This is a genomic window from Cnuibacter sp. UC19_7 (genome assembly GCF_042699995.1).
GTDB lineage: Bacteria > Actinomycetota > Actinomycetes > Actinomycetales > Microbacteriaceae > Cnuibacter.
Genome location: NZ_CP170560.1, coordinates 2,366,644 through 2,382,315, shown reverse-complemented (window position 1 = coordinate 2,382,315; position 15,672 = coordinate 2,366,644). Strand labels below are relative to the sequence as shown.

The window sequence follows — 15,672 nt, the reverse complement described above, 5'->3', positions numbered from 1 at the left end:
CACAGAGTTTATGAACCTGAAACATTTCGGCGGAGAATTCGGTGCAGAATGGTGCCGTGCAGAACCTCGACGAGACACGACCCCCGGTCCTCACGGTCCGTGGGCTCGACATCGGCTTCCGGAACTCGACCGGGATCACGAGCGCCGTGCGCGGCGTCGACCTCGACGTCAGGCCGGGTGAGCTCGTGGCGCTTCTGGGGGAGTCGGGCTCCGGCAAGACGGTCACCGCCCGGGCGATCATGGGTGTGGAGGACGAGTCGGCGGTGGTGAGCGCCGCCGAGCTGCGGCTGGGCGACGTCTCGCTCCTCGACCTCACCGCCGACCAGCGCCGACGACTGCGAGGCGACCGGATGAGCATGGTGCTGCAGGATGCGCTGTCGTCGCTCAACCCGGTGCTGAAGATCGGCGACCAGATCGGCGAGATCTTCCGGGTGCACCGGGGCATGAACCGCAAGCAGGCGCGCGCCCGCGCCGTCGAGCTCCTCGACCTCGTCGGCATCGTCGATCCGGCGACCCGCGTCGACGACTACCCCCACCAGTTCTCGGGAGGCATGCGTCAGCGCATCCTCATCGCCATGTCGATCGCGCTCGAACCCGACCTGCTCATCGCCGACGAGCCGACCACGGCGCTCGATGTCACCGTCCAGGCGCAGATCCTGAGGCTGCTCCACGATCTGCGCGGGCGTCTCGACATGGGAGTGCTGCTCATCACCCACGACATCGGGGTGGTCACCGAGGTCGCCGACCGCCTCGTCGTCATGCACCACGGGGTGGTGGTCGAGCGCGGCGACGCGGACAGCGTCTTCGCGCATCCGCAGGATGCGTACACACGCACCCTGTTGGGCTCGGCACCCCGGCCCGAGCCCGCGCGCGAGCTCGCCGTGGCGGAGCCCGAGCGCGAGCAGCTCATGCTGTCGGTCACCGGACTCTCGAGGACGTTCCGCACCGGCGGCGCCCTCACCCGCCGCGAGGTGCGCGCCGTCGACTCGGTCGACCTCGTGCTCCGCCGCGGCGAGACGCTCGGCATCGTGGGGGAGTCGGGCAGCGGCAAGTCGACGCTCGCGCGGATGATCGTCGGGCTCGAGAGCGTCGACGAGGGCACCGTGCTCTACCGGGGGCGCGACGTCACGCGTCGCACCCGCGGCCGTCGGCCGGGCGCGCAGGCGGGGGTGCAGATGGTGTTCCAGGATCCGTACACCTCGCTCGATCCGCGGATGCGGGTGCGCGACGTCATCGCCGAACCGCAGACCGTCGCGCGGGTCGGCACGCCGGCCTCCCGCCGCGACCGCGTCGCCGAGCTGCTCGAGCTGGTGGGCCTCACGCCCGACATGATGAACCGCTTCCCGCACCAGTTCTCCGGCGGCCAGCGGCAGCGCATCGGCATCGCCCGGTCGCTCATGCGCGACCCCGACGTCCTCGTCTGCGACGAGCCCGTCTCGGCGCTCGACGTGACGATCCAGGCCCAGGTGGTCGACCTGCTCGTCGACCTCCAGGACAGGCTCGGACTGAGCATCCTCTTCATCTCGCACGACCTCTCCGTCGTGCGGAACCTGGCGCACCGCGTGCTCGTGATGTACCACGGCAAGGAGGTCGAGACCGGGCCGGTGGAGGAGATCTTCGACCGCCCGCAGGCGGAGTACACGCGCTCGCTGCTCGCGTCGATCCCGCCCCTCACACGCGCCGAGCGAGGGCGCCTCACGGGGGCGCGCGCGGCCTGAGCCCGGCCGGGCGGGCCCGGCGGATGGGGGCCGTACCCGGCCTTCCGGCCTCGGCCTTCGGCCTTCGGCTCGAGGTGTCTCAGAAGCCGCGTCGGGCGCGGTGGAAGATCTCGCTCCTGTCGCCCAGCGCCTCCTCGGCCACGGGCAGCCCCTCACCCGCGGGCGGGCGGACCGCGTCGTTCTCGCCGTCACGCGAGACGCTCTGGTCGAGCCTGTGGCGTCGTCTGCTCACGACGATCGAGCCGAGCACGATTGCGACCACCGCCACGACCACGGCGGCGACGACGATCCAGGTGGTGGTGTCTGCCATCGATCTCCTCCTCGTTCGTGTGGCCCCGACCATACCGTCGCCCACCGCGCGTGGCCGGACTGTCCACCTGATTCGGAGACTCCCGCCCGCGTGCGTCGGGGCCGTGCCGCCCACATCCCGTAGCGTGAGGGGATGACGACGCTCGAGTGGGACGCGCTGCGTCGGTGGCCCGATGTCGAGGCTCCCGAGCTCGTGGCGGTCGATGCGGCGGACCGCCTCATCCTCGACGAGGCGGCGGAGGCGGGACTGCTGGAGGCGGGTCACCGCGTCAGTGTGATCGGCGACGACTACGGCGCGCTCACGCTGGGTGCCGGGGCCGCCCAGGGACCCGACGCTGAGCCTGTCCGCGTGCATCAGGACGCTCTCTCCGGCGAGCGGGCGCTCGCGGCGAACGCCGAACGGACCGGGGTCGATCCTGCGCGGTTCCGGTCCTGCCCGTCGCTCACGCCGGAGGTGGTCGAGGGCGCCGACGTCGTGCTGCTCAAGCTGCCTCGCAGTCTCGAGGCGCTCGACGACATCGCTCGGCTCATCGCCCGCCATGCGGACGACGGCGTCCGCGTCGTCGCTGGAGCCCGCGTCAAGCACATGAGCCACTCGATGAACGACGTGCTCGACCGGGCGTTCGAGACGGTCGAGGCGTCGCTGGCGAGGCAGAAGGCGCGCGTGCTGCGCGCATCCGGACCCCGTCGAGACGTGGCGGAGCCGGGACATCAACGCGCCCGCATCGAGGGGTTCGGCCTCTGGAACTGCGCCGTCGGCGGTGTCTTCGCCGGGGCGCGGCTCGACATCGGGACGCGCGTGCTGCTCGAACGGCTGCCCGAGGTCGTCGGCGGCATGCGCTCGGAGGCGACCGTGGTCGACCTGGGATGCGGTACGGGTCTGCTCGCGGTGGCGGCCTCCCGTGCGCTCCCGCAGGCGCAGGTGATCGCGACGGATCAGTCGGCCGCGGCCATCGCCTCCGCCCAGCTCACCGTCGCCGCGAACGACGCAGGTCCACGCGTCGAGGTGCTGCGCGCGGATGCGGGCGACTCACTGCCCGACGCCTCGGCCGACGTGGTGCTGCTCAACCCGCCCTTCCACGTGGGCGGTACCGTGCACACCGCGATCGCGAGCAAGCTGTTCGCCGCGGCCGCGCGCATCCTCGCCCCGGGGGGACGCCTGGTCGCCGTGTGGAACTCGGGTCTCGGCTACCGCCGCGAGCTCGAGCGGATCGTCGGCCCCACCGAGCAGCTCGCCCGCACCCCGAAGTTCACGCTCACGGAGTCCGTCCGCCGCTGAGCGCCCCCGGCTTTGTCCACCTCTCCGTCGCGAAACGGGCGGAAGGCGACGGAAACCGGGACAAACCCCGACGCGGACGAGGCGAGGCGTCAGATGTACTGGGTGCGGACGGGCGCGGGGAAGCGGACCGGGCGATCGAACGCGTACTGGCGGCGGGCGACGAGCTCGGCGTGGATCATGATGCCGACCACGCCGAGGAACGCGACCGCACGCGGGAGCACGGTGAGCAGCGGGTCGTTCTCGAGCCGCATGATGAGGTTGAACGGCTCGGCGAGCCCGATGACCATGAAGAACACCGTCGGGTAGACGATCGTCCGCACCGCCCAGGCGCGGCGGATGCCGGTGAGCACCAGCAGCGTCATCAGCCAGATGCCGTACCAGGGGTGGATGGTCGCCGAGGTGAGCACGATCGCCGCGAAGCAGCCGAACAGCAGCAGCAGCGGATCGAGGTGACGGCGCTTGATCAGCAGCCAGGTGGCGAAGCCTGCGCCCGCCGCCATGAACAGCAGCTTGACGACCGACTGGGTGATGCCGCCGTCGATGTGCACGAGCGGCGCGAAGCCGCCGAGAGTGAGCCCGATGATGTTCGCCGGGGCGTACCAGTTCGACACGGCAGTCGGGGTGGCGAGGCCGATGATCCAGCCCGCGCCGACGCCGAGCACCCAGCCCAGCACGAGCAGGCTGCCCATGCCGATCGCGGCGACCGCGATCCAACGCCGGATGACCACGCCCCACGATGCCTGCTGCCCGGCCCAGATGAGCCCGATGATGGGCAGCGCGATGAGGGCGATCGGCTTCACGCCGATGGCGGCGGCGATGAGGAGGGTGCCCAGGATCGGCCTCTTCCGCATCGCGTAGTAGACGCCGGCGACGATGAACCCGAGCATGAGCGAGTCGTTGTGGCCCGCGGCGACGAAGTTCATCAGCACGAGGGGGCTGGCGGCGATGAACCACAGCACAGCGGCCTCGTTGTAGCCGCGCAGTCGTGCGATGCGCCAGGCGTAGTAGGCCATCATCGCCAGGCCCGCCACGGCGAGAAGACGGAACAGCAGGACGGCGATCTCGGTCGGGAAGCCGGACGTCGCCGTCACGATCATCTTCTCGAACCAGAGGAAGAGCGGTCCGTACGGGGTGGAGGTGTCGGCCCACAGCGGGTCGACGCCGATGCCGTACCAACCCGGGATGTCGGCGACGCCGGTGAGGTAGGGGTTGCTGCCGGCCACCATGAGCCGGCCCTGGCCGACATAGGCGTACATGTCGCGCGAGAACAGCGGGAGCGCGACGATCAGCGGTACGGTCCAGGCGATCGCGGCGGTGACGACCCGCTTGGTGGCGCCCGAGGCATCCGGGGCGGGCTCACCGCGGCGGCGGAGCAGCGACAGACCCAGCGAGATCCACGCGGCGAGAAGGAGGAGGGCGCCGACGACGACGGCGAGAGCGCACAGCACTTCCGCCATCCGCGCGTTGCGGATGGTGTCGACCAGCGGCCAGGAGTGAAGTACGGATGCAGGGCCGAGCCAGCCCACGCCGAGCGAGCCGGCGGCGATGCCGATCGATCCGATCACTCCTAACGGCAGGCGCCATCGAGGAGGAAGGAGATGCACCATACCTGCCTATCATGCGGAACTGAAGAGATGCCGGTCAGGAATATAACGATTCGCACTGGCGGCCCCGCCTGCACTCAGCTAAACTTGAGTCCAACAAACTCAAGTTTCTTTCGGTCGACCGGATCAGGTCGCGCCCGAGAGGTGTGTTCCGCACAGCGGAGGAGGACTGAACAGACATGGCAATGCCGGGAAGCGCTCAGGGCGACGAGCAGAAGAGCGCCCTCGAGCAGTACGGCGTCAATCTGACGGAGATCGCGGCGAGCGGCAAGCTCGATCCGGTCATCGGGCGCGACGCCGAGATCCGCCGTGTGAGCCAGGTGCTCACGCGGCGCACGAAGAACAACCCCGTGCTCATCGGCGAGCCCGGCGTGGGCAAGACCGCCGTCGTGGAGGGGCTCGCCCAGCGGATCGTCGCGGGCGACGTCGCCGAGTCGCTGAAGGGCAAGCAGATCGTCTCGCTCGACCTGTCGGCGCTCGTGGCCGGGGCGAAGTACCGCGGCGAGTTCGAGGAGCGGCTGAAGGCCGTGCTCGCCGAGATCAACGAGTCGGATGGCCGGATCATCACCTTCATCGACGAGCTCCACACCCTCATGGGCGCGGGCGGCGGCGAGGGGTCTGTGGCTGCATCCAACATGCTGAAGCCGATGCTCGCCCGCGGCGAGCTCCGGCTGATCGGCGCGACCACGCTCGACGAGTACCGCGAGTTCATCGAGAAGGATGCGGCGATGGAGCGCCGCTTCCAGCAGGTGTTCGTGGGTGAGCCGAGCGTCGAGGACACCGTCGCGATCCTGCGCGGGCTCAAGGAGCGCTACGAGGCGCACCACAAGGTCTCGATCGCCGACTCGGCACTGGTCGCCGCGGCCGCGCTGTCGAACCGGTACATCCCGGGCCGGCAGCTGCCCGACAAGGCGATCGACCTGATCGACGAGGCCGCGTCGCGGCTGCGCATGGAGATCGACTCGGCGCCCGTCGAGATCGACGAGCTGCGCCGCAGCGTCGACCGCCTGAAGCTCGAGGAGCTGGCGCTCAAGAAGGAGAAGGACGACGCCTCGAAGGAGCGCCTCGAGACTCTCCGCGAGACCCTGCGCGTGCGCGAGCACGAGCTGGCCGAGCTCCAGGCGCGATGGGATCGCGAGCGCGCCGCCCTCAACCGCGTGGGCGAGCTGAAGGAGAAGCTCGACTCCGCCCGCATGCGGGCCGAGCGCGCCCAGCGCGAGGGCAACCTGGAGCAGGCGTCGCGCCTGCTCTACGGCGAGATCCCCGTGCTCGAGCGTGAGCTGCGCGAGGCCGAGGCGAACGAGACCGAGGTCGACCAGGGCGAGCGGATGGTCAACGACCAGGTCACGAGCGACGACATCGCCGCCGTGATCGCGGCGTGGACGGGCATCCCCGTCGACCGCCTCACCCAGGGCGAGACCGAGAAGCTGCTGCACCTCGAGGCCGAGCTCGGCAAGCGGCTGATCGGCCAGAAGGCCGCGGTGCGGTCGGTGGCCGATGCCATCCGCCGGTCCCGCGCGGGCATCGCCGACGAGGGGCGCCCCACGGGCTCGTTCCTCTTCCTCGGCCCCACCGGCGTCGGGAAGACCGAGCTCGCCAAGGCGCTCGCCGAGTTCCTGTTCGACGACGAGAAGGCCCTCATCCGCATCGACATGTCGGAGTACGGCGAGAAGCACTCCGTGTCCCGGCTGCTCGGAGCCCCTCCCGGGTACATCGGCTACGAGCAGGGAGGCCAGCTGACCGAGGCCGTGCGTCGGCGTCCGTACTCGGTGATCCTGCTCGACGAGGTCGAGAAGGCGCACCCCGAGGTGTTCGACGTGCTGCTCCAGGTGCTCGACGACGGGCGCCTCACCGACGGGCAGGGCCGCACGGTCGACTTCCGCAACACGATCCTGATCCTCACCTCGAACCTGGGGTCCCAGTTCCTCGTCGACCCCACCCTCACGCGCCAGCAGCGCGAGGAGGGGGTGCAGACGATGGTGCGGCAGGCGTTCAAGCCCGAGTTCGTCAACCGCCTCGACGACATCGTCATCTTCGACGCGCTCTCGCGGGAGGACCTGGCGCAGATCGTCTCGCTCTACATCGACCGGCTGGTGCGGCGACTGTCGCAGCGCCGGCTGCAGCTGGCGGTCACGCCGGATGCGCGCAGCTGGCTCGCCGAGCGCGGGTACGACCCGATCTACGGGGCACGTCCGCTGCGGCGGCTCATGCAGCACGAGATCGACGACCGGCTCGCGACCGCGCTCCTCTCGGGCGAGGTGAGGGACGGAGAGTCCGTGCTCGTCGACGTCGCGCAGGACGGCGACGGCCTCACCGTGTCACCGATGGTGGTCGCCGACCTCATCGAGTAGGCGCTGCCCGTCACCTCGACACCGGATACGCGAAAGCCCCGCTCATATGGCGGGGCTTTCGCGTATCCGGTGCTCAGCTGACGGCCGGTGCGGTCGCAGCACGTCGGCGCCCCGGGTCACTCCGAGACGAGCACGACCTCGTCGAGGGGGAGGCGCGTGCGCGGAGCGCTCTCGCGGGCGATGAGGGTCTCGTCGCCGAGCTCCTCTGCAGGGGCGAGCGTACCGACCGCGGTGACGGTCAGGGGGCGCAGGGTGGCGGGCAGGTCGAAGGCCTCGGCCAGCGCATCCGCCTGGAAGCCGCCCATGGTGTGCACGTGGAGACCGTCGGCGTGCGCCTGCACGCTGAAGTGCGCCATCGCCTGTCCGAGGTCGTACTGGGCCCAGGCGCGGGGCTTGCCCTCGGCGTCGACGGTCTCGTAGAGGGCGACGACGAGCGCGCCCGCCGACCCGGCCCAGACGCTGTTGAAGCCCATGAGGGTGCCGGCGATCCGGTCGAAGGCGGCCGAGCCGCGGCGCGCGACGAGGAAGCGCCACGGCTGCGAGTTGGCGGCCGACGGCGACCAGCGGGCCGCCTCGAGCGCGGCGGTGAGCTTCTGCTCGTCGATGGTCTCGTTCGAGACGAAGGAGCGCGGGCTCCAGCGCTCGGCGAGGGTGTCGAGGATGGGTGCGCTCGTCTCGGCGGCGCGGTCGAACGTGGTGTCGATGCTCATGTCGCTGCTTCTCTTCCTTGTGCTGCGGGGCAGGGTCTCTGCGGTCGGATGGGCGCGCACCGTCGAGCGTCACTCCATGCAAACGCCTCGACCGCGCTCGACTATTCCGCGCGAGGCAGAAGGGACTTCAGCTGCGGACGAGGCGGGCGATGGCGGCGGAGGCCTCGGCGATCTTCTCGCGGGCGGTGTCGCCGCCCTCCTCGACCGCCTCCATCACGCAGTGCGCCAGGTGGTCGTTGAGCAGTCCCAGGGCGACCGACTCCAGGGCGCTCGTCATCGCCGAGATCTGGGTGAGGATGTCGATGCAGTACTTCTCGTCGTCCACCATGTTCTGCAGGCCGCGTGCCTGGCCCTCGATGCGCTTCAGCCGCTTGAGGTAGGCGTCCTTGTCGGCGATGTAGCCGTGGTGCGCGTGGTCGCTCATGCGGAGATCCTCTCAGGGCTGAGGTCGATGCGTCGCAGCAGCTGGGCGTTGAGGGCCACGATCACCGTCGACGCGCTCATGAGCAGTGCGCCCACCGCCATCGGCATCACGAAGCCGATCGGGGCGAGCACTCCGGCGGCGAGCGGGACGGAGACGAGGTTGTACCCCGCGGCCCACCACAGGTTCTGCTGCATCTTGCGGTAGCTCGCGGTCGACAGGTCGATCACCGACACGACGGACCGCGGGTCGGAGCTCGCCAGGACAACCCCGGCCGACGCGATCGCGACGTCGGTGCCGGCGCCGATCGCGAGTCCGACGTCGGCCTGCGCGAGGGCGGGGGCGTCGTTGACGCCGTCGCCGACCATCGCCACCTTCTTCCCCTCGGCCTGCAGCGCACGAACGGTCGACGCCTTGTCCTCGGGCCGCACCCCGGCGAACACGCGGGCGATCCCGAGGTCGGCGGCCACCGCATCCGCCACCGTCTGCGCGTCGCCGGTGACCATCACCACCTCGACGCCGCGCTTCGCGAGGGCCGCGACCGCGGCGCGCGACTCGGGCCGCACCTGGTCGGCGAGCGCGAGCGCGCCGACCACCTCGTCGCCGTCGAGCACGTGCAGCACGGTGCGGCCGTGGCTCGCCCAGCCCTCGGCATCCGGCAGCGGAGGCGCGCCCCTCTCCGCGAGCAGTGCCGGCCCTCCGACGCTGATCGTGCGTCCGTCGACCGTGGCGGTGACGCCGGTGCCCACCGTGGAGCGGAATCCGCTCGCCCGGGCGACGTCGAGGCCGCGGGCGCTCGCGGCGGCGACGATCGCCATGGCCAGCGGATGCTCGCTGTCGGTCTCGGCCGACGCGGCCAGGGCGAGCACCGCATCCTCGTCGCCGCCCGCGACCGCGGCGACGCCGACCAGCGCGGGCTCGCCCTTCGTGAGCGTGCCGGTCTTGTCGAAGAGCACGGTGTCGACCGTGCGCATGGTCTCGAGGGCGAGCCGGTCGGTGACCAGCACGCCGGCGCGGGCCGCGCGTTCGGTGGAGATCGACACCACGAGCGGGATCGCCAGGCCGAGGGCGTGCGGGCAGGCGATCACCAGCACGGTGATCGTGTTGATGAGCGCGTCTTCGGGCCGGCCGAGGGCGCTCCACACGATCGCGGTGAGGATGCCGGCGCCGAGCGCATACCAGAACAGCCAGCCGGCGGCGCGGTCGGCGAGTCGCTGCGCGCGGGAGCTCGTCGCCTGCGCGGCGCTCACCAGCCGCTGGATCCCGGCGAGCGCGGTGTCGTCGCCTGTGGCGGTGACGCGGATGCGGAGGGCCGAGTCGGTCGACACCGTCCCGGCGACCACGCGGTCGCCCACCGTGCGGGCGGCGGGGGTCGACTCGCCGGTGATCATCGACTCGTCGACGTCGGCGGCGCCCTCGACGACCTCGCCGTCGGCCGGCACGCGACCGCCCGGGCGCACGATCACGACGTCGCCGACGCCGAGGTCGGCGGGGGAGACGGTCTCGGTGGCGGCGGGATCGGCGGCGCTGACCCGCTCGGCCTCGTCGGGCAGGAGCGCCGCGAGCGAGTCGAGCGCCGAGCCGGCCTGGGCGAGGGAGCGCATCTCGATCCAGTGCCCGAGGAGCATGATCACGATGAGGAGCGCGAGCTCCCACCAGAAGTCGAGGTCGTGCGCGACCACGCCGAGCGTGGCGAGCCAGGAGGCGACGAACGCGACCGTGATGGCGAGTCCGATGAGCAGCATCATGCCCGGCTGCTTCGCCCGGATCTCGTCGACCGCGCCCGTGAGGAACGGCCGGCCGCCGATCACGAACATGACGGTGCCGAGCACGGGCGAGATCCACGTGACGGGGCCGCTGTCGGGAAGCGGGTAGCCGAGGATCATCGCGAACATGCCGCTGAACGCGACCGTCGGCACCGCGAACACGAGCATCACCCAGAACAGGCGCCGGAACATGGCCACGTGCCCCGCGTGCCCGCCGTGACCGTGGTGGTCGTGCCCGCCGTGCGCGTCGTGGTCGTGCCCGCCGTGACCGGCGTGCGCGTCGTGGCCCCCGTGGTCGTGCGCTTCGTGCGCGGAGTGATCGTGCCCACCGTGCGCGGAGTGGTCGTGCCCACCGTGCGTGGAGACATCGTGCCCCGCGTGGCCGGAGTGATCGTGGTGGTCGGGCGTGGAGTGGTCGTGCCCCTCCACCGCCGGGTGCTGCTCGCGCTGCTCGTCCATGTCCGTACTCTACCCCCCTAGGGTATGCACGTCGACGTCAGGCGAAGAGATCGGGGTGCTTCTCCAGCTCGAGGCGGGTGCGCCGGATGTGCGTGACCAGGATGCGCTCCGCGTCATCCGGATCTCGTCGGCGCAGGCAGTCGACGAGCAGCTGATGCTCCATGTGCGTCGCGGGCAGCACCGCCGCACCCGTGACCAGCGAGTACGCCCGCCGGTAGTGCTGGGTCGTGTTCCACAGGCGCTCGACGACCTCGCGGAGGTACGTGCGGCCGGCCCCGGCGTAGGTGCCGAGGTGGAAGCGCCGGTCGAGCCGGATGAACGCCCCGACGTCGCTGTTCGACTCCATGTCGTCGGCCAGCTGCTGCAGGGCATCGATCGCGGCGTCGTCGAGGTTCTCCATGCTCGATCGCAGCAGCAGGGGCTCGACGCGCTCGCGCATCCGGTAGTGCTCCGAGCACTCGGCGAGGGTGAGCTCGGTGACCCAGGCGCCCGAGTTGACGACGAGCGTGACGAGCCCGTCGGCGTGGAGCATCCGGATGGCCTCGCGGACCGGGATGCGCGACGCTCCGAACCGTGCGGCGATCTCCTCCTGCCGGATCCGCGACCCCGGGGTGATCTCGTCGTCGAGGATCGCCGCACGGAGGCTGTCGGCGATGCGATGGCTGAGCACGGAGTCGCGGGGGGATGCTTCGGACACCATGGTCCCCCTTCCCGTCGGTCGGCGGGCGACCCCGGCCTGTGCGATCACTCGCTCGGTCGAGCGGGATGCCACAGGATCACATCGGACTGCGCCTCGTACGCCTTGCCGTCAGGGTAGCTGACCAGCTCGAACTGCATGCCCCAGGGGCTGAGGAAGTACACCCAGCGCTGCCCCGCCGAGGCGTTGCGGCTGGCGACGGGCTCGCCGAGCACGCGGACGCCGGCTGCCCGCAGGTGCTCGACCGCCGCGTCGAGGTCGTCGACATAGAGGGCGACGTGGTGGCCGCCGAGGTCGCTGTTGCGTGGTTCAGGCCGCTGGCCGTCGGCCGCCTCGTACTCGAACACCTCGAAGTTCGGGCCGAAGCCGCAGCGGAAGAAGCGGATCTCCTTGACCACGCTCCGCGGATGCACGTTCAGCTGCTCCCACATGAAGTCGTCGTCGCGGCGCATCTCGGGCAGCGTGTACACGTACTCGCAGCCGAGCACCTCGACGAGGAAGCGGTGGGCCTCCTCCATGTCGGGGACGGTGAAGCCGATGTGCTCTGCCCCGCGCAGACCCGGAAGTGTCATGTCATTCCTCCTCGAATGTATCCAATGAGAGGGTATCGCGGTCTCGATGCCGCACAAAAGCTTGCGGATGGATACATTCGGTCCGTACAGTGACACTGCACGCACTTGCAAAGGAGAAAGTCGCATGCCGCGAACCACCAAGCTGGCACCCGGGTCACCCTGGGTGCAGCTGACCACCACCTCCGCCGACTGGAAGAACGCGGATCCGGCCCTGCTGGCCACGATGCTCGGGCAGCTGCACCTCATCCGCGCCTTCGAGGAGACCGTCCTCGAGCTGGCCGGTGAGGGGCTCGTGCACGGCCCCGCGCACTCCAGCATCGGACAGGAGGGCGGAGCGGTCGGTTCGATCGTGGGTCTGCGGTCGAGCGACGGGATCAACGGCTCGCACCGCGGCCACCACCAGTTCCTCGCGAAGGCCCTCGGCCACATCGCCCCGGACGGCCTGAGCCTGACCGATCTCGTCACCGACGACATCCAGGACGTGCTGCAGCGCACGCTGGCCGAGATCCTCGGGCTGGCGCAGGGCTTCTGCAAGGGCCGCGGAGGCTCGATGCACCTGCAGTGGTTCGAGGCCGGCGCGCTCGGCACGAACGCGATCGTCGGCGGCGGTGTGCCGCTCGGAGCCGGCAACGCCTGGGCTCAGAAGCACGCGGGCACGTCGGATGTCACCGTCAGCTACTTCGGCGACGGCGCCACCAACATCGGCTCGGTGCTCGAGAGCATGAACCTCACGGCCGCGTGGGACCTGCCGCTCGTCTTCTTCATCGAGAACAACCTGTACGCGGTGTCGACACACGTCACCGAGGTCACGCGCGAGCCCCGGCTGTCGGCGCGGGCGCTCGGTTTCGACATACCGTCCTGGCGCGTCGACGGCATGGATCCGCTCGCCGTCCACCTCGCGATGGAGCAGGCGCTCGGCTACCTGCGCGAGGGGCGTGGCCCCGCGGTCATCGAGGCCGACGTGTATCGCTACTTCCACCAGAACGGCCCGTACCCGGGCAGCGCGTTCGGCTACCGGTCGAAGACGGAGGAGCAGGAGTGGCGCGAGCGCGACCCGCTGCGGAGGGTGGAGCGGGAGATGACGCGACTCGGCCTCCTCGACGAGGCCGGCGTCCGCGCCGTGCGCGAGCAGGCGCAAGCGGCGATGGCGGCCGCGGCGGCCGAGCTCGTCGAAGCCGATCCGTCGGGCAAGCCCGGCACCCGCCGCATACGCCCCGACCTCTGGCCGGATCCGGAGTTCGTCGACGTGGGCATCCGCGGCGACCTGTCGGAGCTCGAGGGCGGACGCGAGCTCGAGGAGGCGGAGTACACGGGCGGCACGACGAAGGGCAAGCTCGTCGACGCCGTCGCCGCCGTGATGGACCGCCGAATGGCGGAGGACGACCGCATCGTCGTGCTGGGCGAGGACGTCCACCGCTTGAAGGGCGGCACGAACGGCGCCACCAAGGGCCTGTCGGAGAAGTACCCCGGCCGCGTGCTCGGCACGCCGATCAGCGAGAACGCCTTCGCCGGCCTCGGGGGCGGCATCGCGCTCGACGGCCGCTTCCGGCCGGTGGTCGAGTTCATGTACCCCGACTTCATGTGGGTCGCGGCCGATCAGGTGTTCAACCAGATCGGCAAGGCGCGCCACATGTTCGGCGGCGAGAACCCCGTGCCCCTGGTGCTGCGCACGAAGGTGGCGATGGGATCCGGCTACGGATCGCAGCACCTCATGGATCCGGCCGGCATCTTCGCCACCAGCCCGGGCTGGCGGATCATGGCCGCCTCCACACCCTTCGACTACGTGGGCATGATGAACGCGGCCCTCGACATCCAGGACCCGGTGCTCATGATCGAGCACGTCGACCTGTACGCGGCGGCGGGGGAGATCCCGGCCGACCTCGACTACCGCATCCCGTTCGGCAAGGCCGCCGTGCGCCGGGAGGGGAGCGACGTCACCGTCATCTCCTACCTGTCGATGGTCGCGCACAGCCTCGAGGCGATCGAGCAGACCGGTGTCGACGCCGAGCTGATCGACCTGCGCTTCCTCGACCGGGCGTCGCTCGACTGGGACACCCTCGGCGAGTCGATCAGGAAGACCAACGCGGTGCTCATCGTCGAGCAGGGCGCCAGGGGCACCTCCTACGGGAGCTGGCTCGCCGACGAGATCCAGCTGCGCTTCTTCGACCACCTCGATCAGCCGGTGCGCCGGGTGACGGGCAGCGAGGCGTCGCCCAGCATCTCGAAGGTGCTCGAGCGGGCGGCCATCGCGCGCACGGAAGAGGTCGTGACGGGACTCGAGGCCGTCATCGCCGGATTCGGGAAGGTGGACTGACCATGGCCACGATCATCCGGATGCCCAGCGTCCTGGCCGGTGCCGACGAGGCGGCCATCGCCTCCTGGCTCGTGAATCCGGGCGACGCGGTCGCCGTCGGCGATCCGCTCGCCGAGATCGAGACCGAGAAGGCCGTCGTCGAGTACACCGCCGAGGAGGCGGGGACCGTCGGCCGGATCGTGCTGGAGGCGGGCGCGTCGAGCGAGATCGGCGCGCCGATCGCCGTGCTCCTGGCCGACGGCGAGAGCGACGCCGACATCGACGCCGCCCTCGGCTCGGATGCGCCGACGCCGGGCGGGGGCGGCGAGGAGACGACGCCGACCGTGGCGGATCCCGAGGAGGACCCCGAGTCCGGCGCCCCCGAGGGGGAGGCCGACTCGGTGCGCGACGCGGCGGCGGCAGCGGCGGGCACGGCGGGGACATCGTCGGTCACGTCCTCGGTCGCAGGGCCCGCGACGAGCGGTGCCGACATGACGGAGGCGGAGGAGGGTGGACGCCGCTTCGCCAGCCCCATCGCGCGCAGGCTGGCGCGCCGCAGCGGGCTCGACCTCGCGGCACTCCGCGGAACCGGGCCGGACGGACGCATCGTGCGCCGGGACGTCGAGCGCGCCCTGGCCGAGCCGGGCGCTTCCGGCCCGACCGCATCCGCCTCGGCATCGGCGCCCGAGGATGCGCCTGCCGCATCCGCGCCCGCCGCTCCCATGGCCGTACCGCCCGCGGCGCCGACGCCCGCATCCGGCACGGCACCGGCATCCGCCACGGCGCCGACGGACGACCACCTCGTCCCGCACACCCCGATGCGCAAGGCGATCGCACGGCGCCTCACCGAGAGCAAGGCCACCGTCCCGCACTTCTACCTCACGGCCGACTGCCGCGTCGACGAGCTGCTGGCCCTCCGCGCGCGCATCAACGCGTCGTCGCCACGCCGTGTCTCGGTGAACGACCTCGTGGTGAAGGCCGTGGCGGCGGCGTTCGCCGACGTCCCCGACGCCAACGTGACGTGGACCGACTCGGGGATGCGTGTGCACCGCACGGTCGACATCGCGGTGGCCGTGGCCACCGACGGCGGCCTCCTCACCCCGGTCGTGCGCGACGTGGGGCGGGCCAGCGTCACGGAGGTGAGTCGCCGGATGGCCGATCTCGCCGAGCGCGCCCGCGATCGGAAGCTGCGCCAGGACGAGCTGGAGGGCGGGAGCTTCTCGGTCTCGAACCTCGGGATGTACGGCACGCTCGAGTTCGCCGCCATCCTCAACCCGCCGCAGTCCGGCATCCTCGCGGTGGGAGCGGCGAAGCCGCAGCCGGTGGTGGTCGACGGCGAGCTGGCGGTCGCCACGGTGATGAGGGTCACCCTGTCGGTCGACCACCGTGCCGTCGACGGTGCACTGGCGGCGCAGTGGCTCGACGCCTTCGTGAAGCGGATCGAGGATCCGCTGTCGATCGTGATCTAGGACGGCCGCAGCCGGCGGCGACCG

The 15,672-nt window shown here is 71.0% G+C and carries 13 protein-coding genes; 6 read left to right on the top strand and 7 right to left on the bottom strand.

Going from position 1 to position 15,672, the window contains the following annotated elements; all coding sequences use genetic code 11:
* The first annotated feature begins 56 nt into the window (after positions 1-56).
* Entirely contained in the window at positions 57-1,718 is a 1,662-nt protein-coding gene (locus tag ACFJGV_RS11335) for an ABC transporter ATP-binding protein (protein WP_378144040.1), read from the top strand.
* Positions 1,719-1,797: 79 nt separating this feature from the next.
* On the opposite strand, the gene ACFJGV_RS11330 is transcribed toward ACFJGV_RS11335, so the two are convergent.
* Positions 1,798-2,028, bottom strand: coding sequence for a hypothetical protein (locus tag ACFJGV_RS11330; RefSeq protein ID WP_378144039.1), 231 nt, complete (start codon positions 2,026-2,028; stop codon positions 1,798-1,800).
* A gap of 132 nt (positions 2,029-2,160) precedes the next feature.
* Here ACFJGV_RS11330 and ACFJGV_RS11325 point away from each other — a divergent pair, with 132 nt between their 5' ends.
* Positions 2,161-3,306: a class I SAM-dependent methyltransferase gene (locus tag ACFJGV_RS11325; protein WP_378144038.1), complete on the top strand. Its 1,146-nt coding sequence runs from the start codon at positions 2,161-2,163 to the stop codon at positions 3,304-3,306.
* 89 nt (positions 3,307-3,395) lie between these two features.
* Here ACFJGV_RS11325 and mptB read toward each other — a convergent pair whose 3' ends face one another.
* Complete coding sequence (gene mptB / locus ACFJGV_RS11320) at positions 3,396-4,871, bottom strand: polyprenol phosphomannose-dependent alpha 1,6 mannosyltransferase MptB (protein ID WP_378144037.1); 1,476 nt, start codon at positions 4,869-4,871, stop codon at positions 3,396-3,398.
* 218 nt (positions 4,872-5,089) lie between these two features.
* Between mptB and ACFJGV_RS11315 the strand changes: the two genes are divergently transcribed.
* On the top strand, positions 5,090-7,261 hold the full coding sequence (locus ACFJGV_RS11315; protein WP_378144036.1) for an ATP-dependent Clp protease ATP-binding subunit: 2,172 nt from the start codon (positions 5,090-5,092) through the stop codon (positions 7,259-7,261).
* Between the two features lie 116 nt (positions 7,262-7,377).
* On the opposite strand, the gene ACFJGV_RS11310 is transcribed toward ACFJGV_RS11315, so the two are convergent.
* The 3 genes from ACFJGV_RS11310 to ACFJGV_RS11300 all read right to left on the bottom strand — a co-directional run bounded on the left by ACFJGV_RS11310 (position 7,378) and on the right by ACFJGV_RS11300 (position 10,350).
* Positions 7,378-7,971 (bottom strand): nitroreductase family protein, encoded by a 594-nt coding sequence (locus ACFJGV_RS11310; protein WP_378144034.1) that lies wholly within the window; start codon positions 7,969-7,971, stop codon positions 7,378-7,380.
* A 127-nt stretch (positions 7,972-8,098) separates the two neighbouring features.
* On the bottom strand, positions 8,099-8,395 hold the full coding sequence (locus ACFJGV_RS11305; RefSeq protein WP_085021076.1) for a metal-sensitive transcriptional regulator: 297 nt from the start codon (positions 8,393-8,395) through the stop codon (positions 8,099-8,101).
* A complete protein-coding gene (locus tag ACFJGV_RS11300) occupies positions 8,392-10,350 on the bottom strand; it encodes a copper-translocating P-type ATPase (RefSeq protein WP_378148703.1) in 1,959 nt (652 codons plus the stop codon). The genes ACFJGV_RS11305 and ACFJGV_RS11300 overlap by 4 nt, the downstream gene beginning before the upstream one ends.
* A 6-nt stretch (positions 10,351-10,356) precedes the next feature.
* Between ACFJGV_RS11300 and ACFJGV_RS11295 the strand changes: the two genes are divergently transcribed.
* On the top strand, positions 10,357-10,638 hold the full coding sequence (locus ACFJGV_RS11295) for a hypothetical protein (protein WP_378144033.1): 282 nt from the start codon (positions 10,357-10,359) through the stop codon (positions 10,636-10,638).
* 16 nt (positions 10,639-10,654) lie between these two features.
* Here the strand turns inward: ACFJGV_RS11295 and ACFJGV_RS11290 are convergent, their stop codons facing one another.
* Together ACFJGV_RS11290 and ACFJGV_RS11285 are read right to left on the bottom strand one after the other, a co-directional pair.
* Positions 10,655-11,314 (bottom strand): GntR family transcriptional regulator, encoded by a 660-nt coding sequence (locus tag ACFJGV_RS11290; protein WP_378144032.1) that lies wholly within the window; start codon positions 11,312-11,314, stop codon positions 10,655-10,657.
* 47 nt (positions 11,315-11,361) lie between these two features.
* Positions 11,362-11,886, bottom strand: coding sequence for a VOC family protein (locus ACFJGV_RS11285; RefSeq protein ID WP_378144030.1), 525 nt, complete (start codon positions 11,884-11,886; stop codon positions 11,362-11,364).
* 124 nt (positions 11,887-12,010) lie between these two features.
* Between ACFJGV_RS11285 and ACFJGV_RS11280 the strand changes: the two genes are divergently transcribed.
* Positions 12,011-14,200 carry a thiamine pyrophosphate-dependent enzyme gene (locus ACFJGV_RS11280; protein WP_378144029.1) on the top strand — a complete coding sequence of 730 codons (2,190 nt, stop codon included), beginning with the start codon at positions 12,011-12,013 and terminating at the stop codon, positions 14,198-14,200.
* A 2-nt stretch (positions 14,201-14,202) separates the two neighbouring features.
* A complete protein-coding gene (locus ACFJGV_RS11275) occupies positions 14,203-15,648 on the top strand; it encodes a dihydrolipoamide acetyltransferase family protein (protein ID WP_378144028.1) in 1,446 nt (481 codons plus the stop codon).
* Positions 15,649-15,672 lie beyond the last annotated feature (24 nt).